13 protein-coding genes are annotated in these 14,222 nt (G+C 72.0%); 10 read left to right on the top strand and 3 right to left on the bottom strand.

Features of this window, described 5'->3' with window-relative positions:
• Window positions 1–38 precede the first annotated feature (38 nt).
• Window positions 39–1,172, bottom strand: a complete 1,134-nt coding sequence (locus OF819_RS10360; RefSeq protein ID WP_267243118.1) for a DUF3344 domain-containing protein — start codon at window positions 1,170–1,172, stop codon at window positions 39–41.
• Window positions 1,173–1,381: 209 nt separating this feature from the next.
• Between OF819_RS10360 and OF819_RS10355 the strand changes: the two genes are divergently transcribed.
• Both OF819_RS10355 and OF819_RS10350 read left to right on the top strand, forming a co-directional pair.
• Complete coding sequence (locus OF819_RS10355; RefSeq protein ID WP_323748914.1) at window positions 1,382–1,642, top strand: chaplin; 261 nt, start codon at window positions 1,382–1,384, stop codon at window positions 1,640–1,642.
• 272 nt (window positions 1,643–1,914) lie between these two features.
• Window positions 1,915–2,130: a hypothetical protein gene (locus tag OF819_RS10350; protein ID WP_323748913.1), complete on the top strand. Its 216-nt coding sequence runs from the start codon at window positions 1,915–1,917 to the stop codon at window positions 2,128–2,130.
• Between the two features lie 128 nt (window positions 2,131–2,258).
• Here OF819_RS10350 and OF819_RS10345 read toward each other — a convergent pair whose 3' ends face one another.
• Entirely contained in the window at window positions 2,259–2,498 is a 240-nt protein-coding gene (locus OF819_RS10345) for a chaplin (RefSeq protein WP_267243116.1), read from the bottom strand.
• A gap of 260 nt (window positions 2,499–2,758) precedes the next feature.
• On the opposite strand from OF819_RS10345, the gene OF819_RS10340 reads away from it, so the two are divergent.
• The 6 genes from OF819_RS10340 to OF819_RS10315 all read left to right on the top strand — a co-directional run bounded on the left by OF819_RS10340 (window position 2,759) and on the right by OF819_RS10315 (window position 7,323).
• A complete protein-coding gene (locus OF819_RS10340; RefSeq protein ID WP_267243115.1) occupies window positions 2,759–3,169 on the top strand; it encodes a rodlin in 411 nt (136 codons plus the stop codon).
• A gap of 482 nt (window positions 3,170–3,651) precedes the next feature.
• Window positions 3,652–4,062, top strand: a complete 411-nt coding sequence (locus tag OF819_RS10335) for a rodlin (RefSeq protein ID WP_267243114.1) — start codon at window positions 3,652–3,654, stop codon at window positions 4,060–4,062.
• Window positions 4,063–4,290: 228 nt separating this feature from the next.
• A complete protein-coding gene (locus OF819_RS10330; protein WP_323748912.1) occupies window positions 4,291–4,524 on the top strand; it encodes a chaplin in 234 nt (77 codons plus the stop codon).
• 334 nt (window positions 4,525–4,858) lie between these two features.
• Complete coding sequence (locus OF819_RS10325) at window positions 4,859–5,515, top strand: DUF4360 domain-containing protein (protein WP_267243113.1); 657 nt, start codon at window positions 4,859–4,861, stop codon at window positions 5,513–5,515.
• Window positions 5,516–5,635: 120 nt separating this feature from the next.
• The gene (locus OF819_RS10320; RefSeq protein WP_267243112.1) at window positions 5,636–6,847 is read left to right on the top strand and encodes a pyridoxal phosphate-dependent aminotransferase; all 1,212 of its coding nucleotides are present in this window, start codon (window positions 5,636–5,638) and stop codon (window positions 6,845–6,847) included.
• 89 nt (window positions 6,848–6,936) lie between these two features.
• Window positions 6,937–7,323, top strand: coding sequence for a hypothetical protein (locus OF819_RS10315; protein WP_267243111.1), 387 nt, complete (start codon window positions 6,937–6,939; stop codon window positions 7,321–7,323).
• Between the two features lie 108 nt (window positions 7,324–7,431).
• Here OF819_RS10315 and OF819_RS10310 read toward each other — a convergent pair whose 3' ends face one another.
• Window positions 7,432–8,892: a lipase/acyltransferase domain-containing protein gene (locus tag OF819_RS10310; RefSeq protein ID WP_267243110.1), complete on the bottom strand. Its 1,461-nt coding sequence runs from the start codon at window positions 8,890–8,892 to the stop codon at window positions 7,432–7,434.
• A gap of 125 nt (window positions 8,893–9,017) precedes the next feature.
• Here OF819_RS10310 and OF819_RS10305 point away from each other — a divergent pair, with 125 nt between their 5' ends.
• Window positions 9,018–11,270 (top strand): hypothetical protein, encoded by a 2,253-nt coding sequence (locus OF819_RS10305; RefSeq protein ID WP_267243109.1) that lies wholly within the window; start codon window positions 9,018–9,020, stop codon window positions 11,268–11,270.
• Window positions 11,267–14,110, top strand: coding sequence for a WD40 repeat domain-containing protein (locus OF819_RS10300; protein ID WP_267243108.1), 2,844 nt, complete (start codon window positions 11,267–11,269; stop codon window positions 14,108–14,110). Before OF819_RS10305 ends, OF819_RS10300 begins: the two co-directional genes overlap by 4 nt.
• Window positions 14,111–14,222 lie beyond the last annotated feature (112 nt).

Here is a 14,222-nt window from a genome sequence, read left to right as displayed (position 1 = left end):
GCTCTCTTCGTCCATGGACTGTGGTTCCGGAGAAATGTTCAGAGGCGGGAGTCCGTTTCAACGAAGAGAGCGCCGAGAAAGTAACCCTTGCTCTCAGCGGTGAACCGGAATGCCAGCTCGGCGCCGCCCCGTGAGAGGGCGGGTCTGATGTCGAACACATCGGAGTCGTAGCCGAGGGTGTTCTGCTGGGCGGGCCTGCGTTCGAATGCGGCGGCGCGGCCGGAGTCGGCGATGGTGGAATTCATGATGTCGTCCGCGGGGTTGACGCCGTCCTTGACGGCGTAGGGCGCTCCGCCGCCCGCCCGTACGGTCATCGAGTCGCCGTGTGCGCCGCGGTCGCCGTCGTAGCCGATGACGCCGGCCCGGCCTGCGGCCTTGGCCGGGACGCGCAGTCCGCGCAGCGTCACCGTCTGGGCGGGGCGGTCCGCGTCGAGCCGCTCGAAGCCGTCCCACAGGGCCAGATGGCGCAGCGGTTCGCGTTCGTTCTCGTAGACGACGACCAGGGTCCAGCCGCCCCATGCGCCGACGGCCGTGTTGCCCTTGGCCACATTGACCTGGGCGACCGTGTAGAGCCCGGCGCCGCTCTGCCGTACCAGCGGGGTGATGTCGGCGGACGCGTGGTAGGCGTCGGCGCCGTCCGCGTCGCGGTGGGCGACGCGGGTGTCGGCGAGGACTTCCTTGTACCGGCCGCCGGGCTCGGCGATCAGGGCGCGGCCGTTGTCCTCGGGCGGCTTCTGCTCGCTGACCCGCAGATTGCCGCCCCAGTACAGCCGGGCGTAGCGGACGGTCGAGCCCTCGGGGAGCACCAGTTCGGCGCGCGTCGAGTTGTAGGTGTTGGGGTCGGAGTCGAGGTCGTTGTAGAACATTTCGAAGCCGCCGTTGACTCCGGCGGCGCCGCGCTTGACCTCCTGGCAGGAGGCGGCCTTGCCGACGGCCGGCCGCACCGGGGAGGTGCAGGTGATGGCGGAGTTGGCGGCCCTGACGATGCCTCCGTGGTGCACGGCGTGGTAGCGCTGGGTGAACGGAATCCGTTCGGCGGAGGCCGCGGCGCCGGCGGCGTCCGCCGGCGCGGCCGTCACCCGGACAGCGCAGAGCGCCAGGAGAAGCAGTGCTCCCAGGGCGCCGCGGGCAGCGAGGCCCGCCGACCCGGGCGCCCCCGTCGACTTCGGCATGACTGGCGCTCCATGTCTCCGGCTCGATCACATGCGAAAGCAGGAGTGCACTTTTTCAGAAAGCTAGTTGGGAATCACGTCGGACTCGCTTGTTACACCATATGGATTAGCCCAACGGGTGATCGCCCACAACCTCGCTCAGGAACGCTCGTTAAGCGGATGTTTCATGGCTCAAAGCGGCACGAAGCGAAAGGGAAACGGTGACAGCGATGAAGAGTTACGTCAGGGCCGGCATCGTGGCGGTCACGGCGGGGGCTGCCCTGCTGATGGGCGGCGCGGGCGCGGCGACGGCACACGACGACGGCAGCGGCGCGCACGCGAAGGGCGTGGCCGTGGGCTCGCCGGGCGTGCTGAGCGGGAATCTGATCCAGGTGCCCGTGCATGTACCGGTGAACGTCTGCGGCAACACCGTCAACATTCTCATCGGCATCGCGAACCCCGCCTTCGGGAACACCTGCATCAACAGCTGATTCCGTTGGCAATTGCCGGTGCCGGGCCGTTCGTTCGAGCGGCCCGGCACCGGCGATTTCAGGGGTTCCCTGCACTCGCTGTGACAGACAGAAAAGCACGTGACAAGGGGTTTCCCGCGCGCCGCAGTCTCGTTACCCATGGCGACGGCGGCGAGCGTCGCCGGAGAAAGGGATTGGAAAAGATGAAGTACACGAGGGTTGCCGCGATCGTTGCAGGCTCTGTCGCGGCGCTGGGCGCCGCTTCTCCCGCCGTGGCCGCGGAATCGGTTCCGATGCCCGCGACAAGCCTGAACGGCGGCGCGGCCCAGGCCGCGGGGGCCCTCAACTCACTGCCCGCGCTGGATCTGACGCAGGAGGGTTCGCCGGTCAAGAAGGTCGTGGACACCGCCGCCGATCTGAACAATGTGAAGGGCAATGCCCCCGGCGAGGTCCTGAAGACGGCCGGCCAGCTGACCCCGCTGCTGGGCGGCGTCGAGCTGGGCGGCTGAGCCTCCCGCGCCCCCGCGACGCCGAGGGCCGCCAACGCTGAGGGAGGGTGCAGCCGGTCGACCGGCTGCACCCTCCCTCGCTGTGTTTCCCCTGACGTTCACGCCCCCACGGGGACGGGAAGGTCAGCTCAGTCGTTCACGCAGGTGTTGCCGAAGGCCGGGTTCAGCAATCCGCCCAGCTGGGCGGTAATGCCGCAGACATTGATCGGCACATGCACGGGAACCTGACCCAGATTGCCGGAGCCGACGCCCGGCGAGTGGGAGGCGACACCGTGGGCGCCGGCGTCTGCGAACGCCTGGCCCGCGGGTGCGCCGACAGCGAAGCCCGCGGTGGCCAGCACCACGGCAGCCTTCTTGACATTCTTCATGAAAATAGCACCTTCTGCTCGATGTTCTGCCCGCTGAGGGGCTCCCGCCGATGGCAACAGATCACCGCCCTCCCCGACACGGCCGCCACGGCCCATTGCCCCCGTTCAGCCCTGTTGCCCTATCAGCCATGTTTCTGCTGAGCATATTTGAGCTTTTCCCTCGGAGGGCCAATTGAGTGAAGTGACGCAACCAATCCATTTACAGCCAGTTGACCAGGGAGCTCCACCAGCGGGCATCCCACGCAACAGAAGGACGGAACATGCTCAAGAAGGTTATGGCGACGGCGACGGTCACGGTCTCCGTGGCGGCAGCGGGCGCGACCATGGCTCCGCAGGCCATGGCCATCGGCAATGACAACGGCCCGACGTCGTTCAGCGGCAACGGGGCGGTCCAGAACTACGGCAACGCGAAGACCAAGGGCGACATGAGCCCGCAGATGAGCCTTGTCCAGGGCACGCTGAACAAGCCCTGCATCGGGCTGCCGAACAAGCTCAACGTCGGCTCGGTCGTCGGCTTTGTGCCCGTCACCGTCCAGGACATCAATGTCCTGTCTGCCCCGCAGCACCAGCAGTGCACCGAGAACTCGACCCAGGCCAAGGGCGACGAGCCGCTGTCGCACATCCTCAGCAACATCCCGGTCCTCTCGGGCAACGGCGCCGTCGGCAGCTAATACCGACGCACGCAGACCTGCCTCCGCCCTCCCGCGGGCACCACGACGAAGCCCCCGGCACAAGCCAGTGCCCGGGGGCTTCGTCATGCCGCGAAGCCGCAAAGCCCGCGCATTCAGTGCAGAGTTCATTCCGCAGACGGGTGAAGAACGCAGCCGCCGGGCCGCCGCCCATGCTGGAATTGCTCATGCAGACCGTGCATGGGAAGCCACTGCCGAATGCACGCCTCCAGCCGGCGGCGCAGTGCGCCGCGAGGCAACCATGCCGCATGCGGTCATGGCGCGTTCGGCACGGCGATCTGCCCATCGGCGGAGGGAGTTCACCCCTCCGCCGATGACTGCACAAACAGCTCATCAGCCTGCCGTGGCATTTGGGTGAAGGCGCGGAACCAAACGTGGTGAGTTCGGTTGATCAGTTTGCGTTCCACGTTCGTCTCCGCGGTCGTTCGTTCACAGCAAACGTTCACAGCAAGTAGGGACACAAAGTGATCAAGAAGATTCTGGCCACGGCGGCCGTCACCGCTTCCGTGGCGGGCACCTCAGCGGCGATGGCGCCACAGGCCATGGCCATCGGAAACGACGGCGGCACCACGTCCTTCAGCGGCAACGGCGCCTACCAGAACTACGGCAACTTCGCCACGCACGGACATATGAGCCCCCAGATCGGTCTGATCCAGGGCTCGCTCAACAAGCCCTGCATCGGACTGCCGGCCAAGGCCAATCTCGGCTCGGTCGTCGGCTTTGTGCCGGTCACCGTCCAGGACATCAATGTCCTGTCCTCCCCGCAGTACCAGCAGTGCACCGAGAACTCGACCCAGGCCAAGGGCGACGAGCCGCTGTCGCACATCCTCAGCAACATCCCGATTCTTTCGGGCAACGGCGCCGCGAACAGCTGAGCTGCGCCCGGCGCAGAAAGCGGGTGCGCCCCGGATCTCACACACCAGAGCCCGGGGCGCACCCAAATGGCAGAGCAAAAGAGTGACTTGCCGGACCGTCAGTCACGTGCCGGTTTCTTTCCGGGAATTCAATCGTTACAGATACCGCAGCGGTGTTCACCACCAGGAAACTGACTGCGCAGCGCGAAGGTCGCGCCGGCGTATGACACCGATGCTGAAAGGATCGAAATGAAGCACAAGAAGGTTGTAGCCGTCGCCGCAGGCGTCATCATGGCCCTGGGCACCGCCGCCCCCGCCATGGCCGACGCGGGCGCCAAGGGCGCCGCCGTCGGCTCCCCGGGTGTGCTGTCGGGCAATCTCATCCAGGTTCCCGTGCACGTTCCCGTGAACGTCTGCGGCAACACCGTGAACGTCATCGCGCTGCTGAACCCGGCCTTCGGCAACGTCTGCATCAACGACTGACGCGCCGGCGTACGGCGTCGGCGCGGAAACCGGGCACGTCCACCGTGCCCCGCGGCCCCGGAGAGCACATCCCGCTCTCCGGGGCCGCCCTCTTTGGTCCCCCGCCCACCAGGGCCGTCGTCATTGGTCCCGCGCCCACCGGTCCACCCCGCCCACCCGGTATCGGCCCGAGTAGGCCGAGAACACCCCTTGGCAGCCATGGCCCCCGCACTACGATGCCAAACGCCATCCGACCTTCATGAGCGTCCGGGAGTTCATTGAAGAGTTGACATGTGCACGACGCAGCAATGTCTCGTTCCCGGGAACCCCTCACACCCCTCCGACGGGAGAAAACATGACCCGCGCACTGTTAGCAGGCGGCGCGACGGCGGTCTTCCTCGCCTCGCTCCTCGGCGCCCAGCCGGCCTCCGCGGCGGCAAGCGGCCCCCCGGCCGACCCGGACAAGATGACGATCGAGATCGCGACGGTGAACGGCTCCGGCTGCCGCCAGGGCACCGCGGCGGTGGCCGTGGCCGAGGACAACACCGCCTTCACCGTCACCTACAGCGACTACCTCGCCATGGTGGGGCTCGGCTCCAAGCCCACCGACTTCCGCAAGAACTGCCAGCTCAGCCTGGTCGTGCATGTGCCGCAGGGCTTCACCTACGCGATCGCCAGCGCGGACTACCGCGGCTACGCCAGCCTGGAGGACGGGGCGTACGGCACCCAGAAGGCCTCCTACTACTTCCAGGGCTCGCCGAACACGGCCTCCCGGAACCACACCTTCCATGGGCCGCACGACAACAACTGGCAGGCGACCGACGAGACGGACTGGGCGCAGCTCGTCTGGGCGCCGTGCGGGGCCCAGCGGAACTTCAACATCAACACCGAGCTGCGGGTCTACGCGGGGAGCTCCGACCCCGCGACGACCACCAGCTTTATGACGATGGACTCGACCGACGGCGAGCTGAACACGATCTACCACCTCGCCTGGAAGGAGTGCCCGGCGTAGTTTCACTGGCTCGGTTCTCCTCCCGGGGCGGGTGCGGCCCGCCCCGGGAGGCCCGGGGGTCTCCCCCACGTGTCAGAAAACACGGAGCGCTCTGCGTCACGCCGCCGTAAGCTCGCGGACATGCAGGTGATCCAGTCGACGAAGCTCGCCAACGTCTGTTACGAGATCCGGGGGCCGGTGCTCGAGGAGGCGATGCGGCTTGAGGCTGCCGGTCATCGCATCCTCAAGCTCAACACCGGCAACCCCGCCGCCTTCGGCTTCGAGTGCCCGCCGGCGATCCTTGAGGACATGCTGCGCAACCTCGGGGACGCGCATGGGTACGGGGACGCGAAGGGCCTGCTCAGCGCGCGCCGGGCGGTGATGAGCCACTACGAGACCAAGGGCATCCCGCTCTCCGTCGAGGACATCTACCTCGGCAACGGCGTCTCCGAGCTGATCCAGATGTCCATGCAGGCGCTGCTGGACGACGGTGACGAGGTGCTGGTGCCCGCGCCGGACTATCCGCTGTGGACCGCCGCCGTGTCGCTGGCCGGCGGGACCGCCGTGCACTACCGGTGCGACGAGCAGGCCGACTGGATGCCCGACCTCGCCGACATCGAGCGCAGGATCACCGACCGAACCAAGGCGCTGGTGATCATCAATCCGAACAACCCGACCGGGGCTGTATACGACGACGAGACGCTGCGCGGCCTGACGGAGATCGCCCGGCGGCACCATCTGACCGTCTGCTCCGATGAGATCTACGACAAGATCCTCTACGACGGCGTCACCCACACCCCGACCGCCGCGATCGCCCCCGACCTGCTGGTCCTCACCTTCAACGGGATGAGCAAGAACTACCGCGTCGCGGGCTTCCGCAGCGGCTGGCTGGCCGTGTGCGGGCCCAAGGCGCACGCCTCCTCGTATATCGAGGGGCTGACGATTCTGGCCAATATGCGGCTGTGCGCCAATATGCCGGCGCAGCACGCGGTCGCCGCCGCGCTGCAGGGCAGGCAGTCGATCGAGGATCTGGTGCTGCCGGGCGGGCGGCTGCTGGAGCAGCGGGACACCGCATATGAGCTGCTGACCCAGATCCCGGGCGTGACCTGTGTCAAGCCCAAGGGGGCGCTGTATCTCTTCCCGCGTCTCGACCCTGCCGTCTACAAGATCAAGGACGATCGGCAGATGGTCCTCGATCTGCTGCGCACCGAGAAGATCATGGTCGTGCACGGCACCGGGTTCAACTGGCATGAACCCGATCACTTCCGGATCGTAACCCTGCCCAACGCCAAGGATCTGGCCGACGCGGTGACCCGGATCGGGAACTTCCTGGAGGGGTACGGCCAGCACTGAAGCGACGCCCGGACCGCGGGCCGATCAGGGTCAACTTTAGACTGAATCTAATGTAGGATGGTCTCTGTCCAAGAGCAGGAGGCCATCCCATGTACGAGCCGATCCGCACCAAGTCGGTCCACACGATGGCCGGCGAGGCAGACTTCCCGCACCGCAGCCGCGAGGAGGAGCTGGACATCCAGCTCGCCGGTCATCTGGCCGCGCTGCTCGCCGTCACCGACGAGTTGGAGCTCCGGGAGGCGGGCGACCGCATCGCCGCCCAGGTGGCCCGGCTGCGGGGCGCACCGCCCGCGCGCCACGCCGCCCTGTCCGGCACAGACCCCGCCGCCCTGCACCGGCGCGCCCATACGCTGGCGGGCCGCGCCCTGGTGGTCGCGGCGTCCCGTGCCGACACCGCCGCCGCGATCCTCGCCGCCGAGCGGATGGACGCGCACACCGCCGCGCTGGACGAGCTCCGTCTGGTCGGCGCCCGCTGACCACCCGGTCCACGAGCCGTAGAGGTCCGTGGACCGGGTGCCGAATGCCCGAGTGCCGGATGCCGGGTGCCGGATGCCGTCTCAGTCACGCCTGAGCAGTCCGCCGCCTCAGCAGTCCGCCGCCCCGTCGGGGCCGGTGGCGAGGACCAGCTGGGTGACCGTATGGCCGTCGAGAGTGCGGACGGCGATCCGGTACAGGCCGGGAGCGGGCAGGGTGGCGGTGGCGCGCACCCGGCCGTCGCCCCAGCCGAGCCTGAGCTGCCGGGTGGCCGCGCCGCCGGCAGCCGGGGCGTCCGCGGGGGCGACGGTGCAGCGGACCCCGGACAGCGAGTCGACCCCGCTGAGCGTGACCGGCCAGGGGACTCCCGCCTCCACGAGGTCGGGGACCTCCAGACCGCACCCCGGCGCGCCCTGCGGCGGGCCGAGGTGCTCGTCGTCGCGCAGCATCTCCGCGACGGCCTTGAGCGCGATCCGGTCGGAGGCGACGGCTCCGTGCTGAAGCGGCAGCGGAGTGACAGCGGGGCCGACGGCCGCCGACTCCTTGTAGACCGTGCCGTCGCCCTTCACATCGAAGAACCTCAGCCGGCCGCGCCGGTCCCGGATGAAGTCGCCGCTGCTGTGCTGGCGTACGCCGTGACAGTGCAGTTCGGCGACGCCGTCGCGGAGGGCAAGGCTCTGCAGGGTCGTCTGCTGGATGCCGGCCACCGCGCGGTGGCCGGGCAGGGCGATCCCCGTATGCCTCTGGTGGGACTCGGCGGCGGCGCGGGCGAGTTCCGCGTCCCCTCCCAGGGAGGCGACATCCCCCGGCTGAAGCGTGCGGACGGTGTCCCCGTCGATGAGGCAGGCGTAGTGCGGCAGCAGATCGTGCAGCCCCGGCATTCCGGCGGTGACGTCCCGCAGCTGCCGGTGCGGCAGGGGTACGGGGGCGCCGCGTCCGGTGTTGAGGATCGCCGTCGCCTTCACCGCGCCGTGGAACGGAGTGCCGAGGGTGAGGACGGCGCGGGTGTCGGCGGCCAGCTCGCTGTCATGGCCGGGGTCGAGCGCCGCGCGGGTGACCAGACCGCCCATGGAGTGGGCGACGAAGACCAGCCGCGCCGGGCGTTCGTCGACGCGGTTGCGGCGGGCTTCGTCATGCGCGGGGTGCGCCCGCCAGGCGCTGAGATGGCGGCGCGCGGCCTCGGCGAGCAGCTTGCCGTTGAAAGCCGCCGACAGCCGCCAGTCGTAGGGGAATTCCAGCACGGCCGCGGGGTGCGCGACGCACTGACGGACCGTCTCGGCCAGCTCTGTGTACGGTTCGAGCCCCTGCAGATACGGCGTCCAGGACGAGTGCCGCAGCAGCCCGACCGCCTTGATCCGGCCGAGTGCGCCGACCCGTTCGGCGGGCGTCAGCCGCAGCGGTTCCAGCCCCTGGGGCCGGGTCCACGCCCGGATCAGCCAGCTCACACCGGATAAGCCCCACACGGTCCGCTGGGCGACCGTGTCGTACAGCTCGCTGCCCATGATGCCGGGCACGATGACGACGGCGTCCTGGGTGCGGTCTTCGGTCAGAACCGCCCTGTGCTCATTCATGGCTGTGAACAATAGGGAACATGCGCGGGGAACGCGGGGGATATGGAGGCAGCGGGCGGCACGGGGCCCGTGGAGAGACCGCGTTAGCCGGGAGACCGGGGCCGCCGGTCGTCCGGCCTGCGGGGTTGCCCGAGACGGCTGAGCGCGAGCCGTCCGGGCGCGAGCCGTCCGGGCCCGAGCCGTCCGGGCCCGAGCCGTCCGGGCCCGAGCCGTCCGGGCGCGAGACGGCTGAGCCCGGCGGAGACGGCTCGGCGGGCAGCGGTTCGCTGGTCATCGTCGCGGTGGACGACGACGGCGAGCCGGAGTTCGCCAAGGCCGTCGACGAACAGCTCGCCATCGTCACGGAGTGGTGGGCGACGGGCGCCACGCCGGGCGAAGGCTTCGTGCAGACGCTCCTCAGATCGCCCGAGGAGCGCCACGACGTGGAGCGGTTTCTGCACACGTCGGGCATCCGGGAGACCGGGGAGGACGAGGCGCTCGTCGTCTACGTCACCTCCCATGGCGCGATCGGCGCGTCCAACCGGCACTTCCTGCTGCTGCCCGGCACCGACCCGGACCGGCTGCTGGCCACCGGCATGCCCACGAACGACGTCGTCGTCGCCGCGCTCGACTCCCCGGCCCGCCATGTCCTGGTGATCGTGAACGCCTGCGAGGCGGGCGGCATCAGCTCCGAACTGTCCGCGCTGGTGCACGATCTCGCCCGGGAGCGTACGGCCGGGGGCACGCTGAACGTGCTGGCGACCACGGCCGCGCGCACCCCCGTGATGGGCCGGGAGTTCGCGCAGATCCTGCGGATGGCGTACGACTGGCTGAAGGACGCCGCGGGCATCACCCGTCGCCATCTGTCGCTGTCCGAGTTCCTCCAGGCCCTGGAGCGGGCCACCGACCGGCTCAACGAGGAGCGGGCGCTGTCGCTGCCGGGCCCCCGTCCGGTGCTGCAGTCCCGGCTGAGCGTGCGCACGCCGACGCTGCCCAACCCCGGCTACCGGCCGCGGCGCGCCGCCGTCACCCCGGCCCGCGCGGAAGTCGCCGCGACGCACGACGAGCTGGAGTACTGGCTGGACCGGGCCAGCGGCCGCGCCGACGCCGACGACCCCGGCTGGTACTTCTCCGGACGCCGGGAGCTCAACCGGCGGCTGGCGCGCTTCGTCGAGGGCCCGGCGGGTGTGCTCGTCGTCACGGGCGCGGCCGCCAGCGGGAAGTCCGCGGTGCTGGCCCGTGCCGTGACGCTCAGCGATCCGGCGTTCCGTGCGTCGCCGCGGTACGCGGACGCCGTCCGCAGGGCGCCCGTGGACGGCGTTCCCGCCGAGGGCTCGGTGCAGGTCGCCGTGTCGGCCCGCAACCGGGGGCCGCTGAGCCTGATCGAGGCCATCGGGGTGCGGCTCGGCTGTGAGCCTGATCCGTCCCGTCCGGCGGCGGACGCGCTGCGGCAGTGGCAGCAGCGGCTGCGTGAGGTCTTCACCAAGAGCCGTACGGCGGACGGCTCGGGGGACGGCGCGGCGGACGGCACGGTGACCATCGTGGTCGACGGCCTCGACGAGTCGCCCGCGCCCCTCGCCTGCGTACGCGATGTGCTGGCCCCGCTCGCCGCCTATGCGGGCGGGCCGTGCGGCACGGGCGCGGCCCCGGTTCCTGCGCAGGCGCCCGGCCAGGCGGACGGACCCGCTCCGCTGCCGCCGCCGCTTCCCGCGCGGCGGGGGCTGCGGCTGCTGCTCGGGGTGCGCAGCAGCGTCCCGGGAGCACCGGACGCGGCCGCCGCGAGCCCCGGCGGACTGCTCGGGGAGCTGCTGGCCGCCTTCCCCGCGGCCCGGGTCGTCCGCACGGACGGCGACGGCGTGCGGGACGACATCGCCGCCTATGTGACCGCCCTGCTGTCCGGCGAGCCGTGGAGCGCCGACCCGGCCCTCGCCGAACGGGCCGCGCGGGTGGTCGCACCCCGCGTGGGCCGGTCCTTCCTCGACGCCCGGCTGGCCGCCGAACAGCTCCGCCGCGGCGACGCGGCCGCGCTGCTCGGCGACCCGCGGTGGCTCGACCGGCTCGACCGCGGCACGGTGGGCCTGTTCGAGGAAGACCTCCGCCGGGTCGCGGACGAGGGCCTGAAAGCCGTCGAGGCGACGGCGCTGCTGCGGGCCACGGCCTTCGGCCTGGGCCGCGGAATCCCCTGGGAGCGGGTGTGGCCCGCGGCGGCGGAAGCCCTGCTGGGGACGCGCATCGAGCACGCGGACGAGAAGATCCGCCAGCTGCTGGAAGGCCGGCTGGCCGGGTATCTCACGCACGACAGCGAAGACGACCGCGTGGTGTACCGCCCGGCGCACGAACAACTGGCGGCGATGCTGCGCCGCTGGCCGCGATACGAGGCGGGGGGAACGACCACATGACACCGGACGCACCGGAACCGAACGAGAACACCACGCCCCCGGCACCCGGCTGCGGCCCGGCGGCCCCTGAACTGCCCACCGAGACCGGAGACCCCGCGCCCCGCGGCGGCCCGGCGGACGCCGCAGCACCCGGCAACGCCGAACCCGCGGCGCTCGCGGCACTGACGCAGACCGGCGAAACCGGCAGCGCCGCCCCCGGCGACGGCCGGGCGGCCCACGCTCCTCCCGGCGACGGGAGACACGCGACCGGCCGGCCTGTCGCGGCCACACCCACCCCGCCGGCCGACGGCAACCCGGCGGCCACAGATCCACCCGGCCACGCCGGACACACTGCCCACGCACGGACCGCGACCGGTGCCGGGGCCGGGGGTCCCGGCACCGGGGGCTCCGTCCCGGGCAGCGGCTCGGCGGGCGCCGAAACGCCCGCCGACGCCGAACGCGCGGCGCACGCGCGGATCGCCGCCGCGCTCGCGGAGTTGGCGGAGGGGGGCGGGGCCGGGGCCCCGCATCCGTATCTGCGGCGGCATCTGGCGGGGCACGCCGCGCTCGGCGGGGTGCTCGACGACACGCACGTGCCTCCCGCGCTGCTGCCGTGGCTTTCCGGCGACGGCGTACGGGGGCTCCTCGGCCTGCCCCGTTCCGGCCGGGCGCAGCAGTCGTGGCTCGCCGCGTGGGCGGCGATCGAGCCGTATCTGCGGGACGCCGACGTCGCGTCACGCCGCTCCAGCCTCCATCTGGCGTACACCGCGCTGCGGCACCCCGGCGTCCCGTACGCGCGGCTGCCGCGGGATGCCGCGGACCTCGACGGCTCGCGGCTGCGGGTGCTGTGGTCGCGCTGGTCGCCCCCGTCCAACGTCCTGACGACGCTGGGCCACCGCGGTCTGTCCCTCACGGCGGCGGCCGGTCCCGGCGGGACGCCCCTGCTCGCGGTCGGCAACGAGGCGGGCGGCATCGAGTTGGTCGACGCGACGACGGGCGCGGGCGTCGGAGACCGGATACCGGCCCACGACGGGGCCGTGCGGTGCCTGGACTTCGTGCCCCGCGCCTCGGGCGCGGGAGACCTCGTGTCGGGCAGTGCGGACGGCGTCGTACGCGTCTGGGACACCGGCCGGGGCACCCTGGTGCACCATATGGCGCTCCGCGGCTCGGCCTGGATCGCGGCGGTCGCGGGCTGGCGCGACGCCGAGGGCCGGCTGCGGGTGGCGGCGGCCGGCGGGGACGGCTCCGTCACGCTGTGGCGGGAGGGCGCGGGCGCGCGCCGGCTCGCGGAGCTGGCCGCCCACCGGCGGGACCGGGCGGCCTTCGCGCTCACGCTCGCCGCCGGGCCCGACGGCCGCCGGCTGCTGGTGGGGGCGGGGCGCACGCTGCGCGTGTGGGACGTCTCCGACGACGGGACCGCCGCCGCCCCGCACCTGCTGTACGAACACCCGGTCTCGGATGCTCCGGTGCGTGCCTGCGCCGGCACGGGCGTCCCCGGCCAGGTGGCCACCGGACACGCGGACGGCTCCCTCACGCTGTGGGACCTCGGCGGCGGGGCAGGCTCCGGCGGGGTGCGGGCCGTGTTGCCCGGCGAGGGAGAGCCCGTCACCGCCCTGATGGCCCTGCGGTCCGACGACGGCAGGGAGCTGCTCGCCGCGGCGGGCCCCAAAACCGTCGTCGACCTGTGGGACGTCGGCGCGCGCCGGTGTACGGGGCGGCTCACCGGGCACGGGGACGCCGTGACCGCGCTGTGCGCTCTGCCCGCGGACGGGCCCGCCCGGCTCGCCTCGGTGGCGCGGGACAACACGGTGCGGCTCTGGGACGGCCACGACCTGCGCCGTGCCGCGGACGGCGTCGACCCGACGCCTTCGGCCGTCACGGCCACGCTCGTCGCCGGAGGCCGCCGCTCCGCACCGCGGCTGGCGGTCGGCTACACCTCGGCGCGGGTGCAGCTGTGGGACACCGGCACCGGCGAGCCCGACGCCGGTTTCGGCACGGCTCCGCGGCATCCGGTCTCCGCTCTGGCGTGGACGCCCGCCACGCCCCACGGCCCGGGGCTGCTGCTGTGGGCGGCGGCCGACGGCGCCGTACGCGCCTGGGACCCGGCTCCCCGGGACCCCGGCCGCGCCGCCGAGGCCTTCCCTCCGCTCAAGGGGCATTCGCTGCCGGTGCGGTCCCTCGCGTCGGCCGTGCTGTCCGGGCTCCCCGGAGTCTCCGGGCCCTCCGGCGGGGTGCCCGTCGCCGTGAGCGGCGGCGACGACCGCACCGTACGGGTGTGGGATCTGACGACCGGGCAGCCGCTGCTGCGCTGGCGGCACGCCTTCCGGGTGCGCGCCGTGGCCGCGGCGTCCGACGGGCGCGGCGGGGGCTGGATCGCCTCCGGCAGCACTGACGGGACGGTGCGGGTGGCGGAGCCGGCGTCCGGCGGCCCCGGCCGGGTGCTGACCTGCCGTCAGGGTTTCGTCAACGCCGTCGCCTTCGGGGCCGGGCCGGGGCCCGGCGGCCCGCTGCCGCCGTTCCTCGTCAGCGGCGGCGACGACGGCACCGTACGGCTGTGGGACCTCACGACGTACGCGCCGCTGGGCGCGGTGCTGCGCGGGCATACGGAGGCGGTGGAGGCGGTCGCCGCCTGGACGGCGGTGACGTCGTCCGGCGCGCGCCGCTCGTTCGTCGCGAGCGCCGCCCGGGACGGCACGGTCCGCTTCTGGGACGCGGCGACGTCACGCTGTGTCCTGCTGCTGGCCGCGGGCAGCCGGGTCCGCGCGCTCTCGGCGCACGGCCCGGCCCTGGCGATCGCGGGCGACGCCGGCGTCGCGCTGCTGGAGCTGGACGCGGACCTCGATCTGCCCGCCCCCGGCTGACGGCGCCCGCCGCGCGCCCCCTGACTTCCGGCAATGCGCCCCCTGAAGTCCTTTGTGCGCCCCTGGTGGAATCGCCCAAGTGCGCACCTCGGGCGTGCCCGGCGTCAGAAGA

Origin of the sequence: Streptomyces sp. PR69 (genome assembly GCF_026420845.1) — a bacterium.
GTDB lineage: Bacteria > Actinomycetota > Actinomycetes > Streptomycetales > Streptomycetaceae > Streptomyces.
Note: the sequence above shows the minus strand (reverse complement) of the source record. Positions and strands in the feature narration are given on the sequence as shown.

Bases quoted from the DNA above. Each gene is read 5' to 3' on its own strand.
- OF819_RS10350 (WP_323748913.1), top strand. From the start codon at position 1,915: ATGCCCGCGACAAGCCTGAACGGCGGCGCGGCCCAGGCCGCGGGGGCC.
- OF819_RS10355 (WP_323748914.1), top strand. From the start codon at position 1,382: ATGAAGAGTTACGTCAGGGCCGGCATCGTGGCGGTCACGGCGGGGGCT.
- OF819_RS10325 (WP_267243113.1), top strand. From the start codon at position 4,859: ATGACCCGCGCACTGTTAGCAGGCGGCGCGACGGCGGTCTTCCTCGCC.
- OF819_RS10360 (WP_267243118.1), bottom strand. From the start codon at position 1,172: ATGCCGAAGTCGACGGGGGCGCCCGGGTCGGCGGGCCTCGCTGCCCGC.
- OF819_RS10300 (WP_267243108.1), top strand. From the start codon at position 11,267: ATGACACCGGACGCACCGGAACCGAACGAGAACACCACGCCCCCGGCA.
- OF819_RS10340 (WP_267243115.1), top strand. From the start codon at position 2,759: ATGCTCAAGAAGGTTATGGCGACGGCGACGGTCACGGTCTCCGTGGCG.
- OF819_RS10310 (WP_267243110.1), bottom strand. From the start codon at position 8,892: ATGAATGAGCACAGGGCGGTTCTGACCGAAGACCGCACCCAGGACGCC.
- OF819_RS10320 (WP_267243112.1), top strand. From the start codon at position 5,636: ATGCAGGTGATCCAGTCGACGAAGCTCGCCAACGTCTGTTACGAGATC.
- OF819_RS10330 (WP_323748912.1), top strand. From the start codon at position 4,291: ATGAAGCACAAGAAGGTTGTAGCCGTCGCCGCAGGCGTCATCATGGCC.
- OF819_RS10345 (WP_267243116.1), bottom strand. From the start codon at position 2,498: ATGAAGAATGTCAAGAAGGCTGCCGTGGTGCTGGCCACCGCGGGCTTC.
- OF819_RS10315 (WP_267243111.1), top strand. From the start codon at position 6,937: ATGTACGAGCCGATCCGCACCAAGTCGGTCCACACGATGGCCGGCGAG.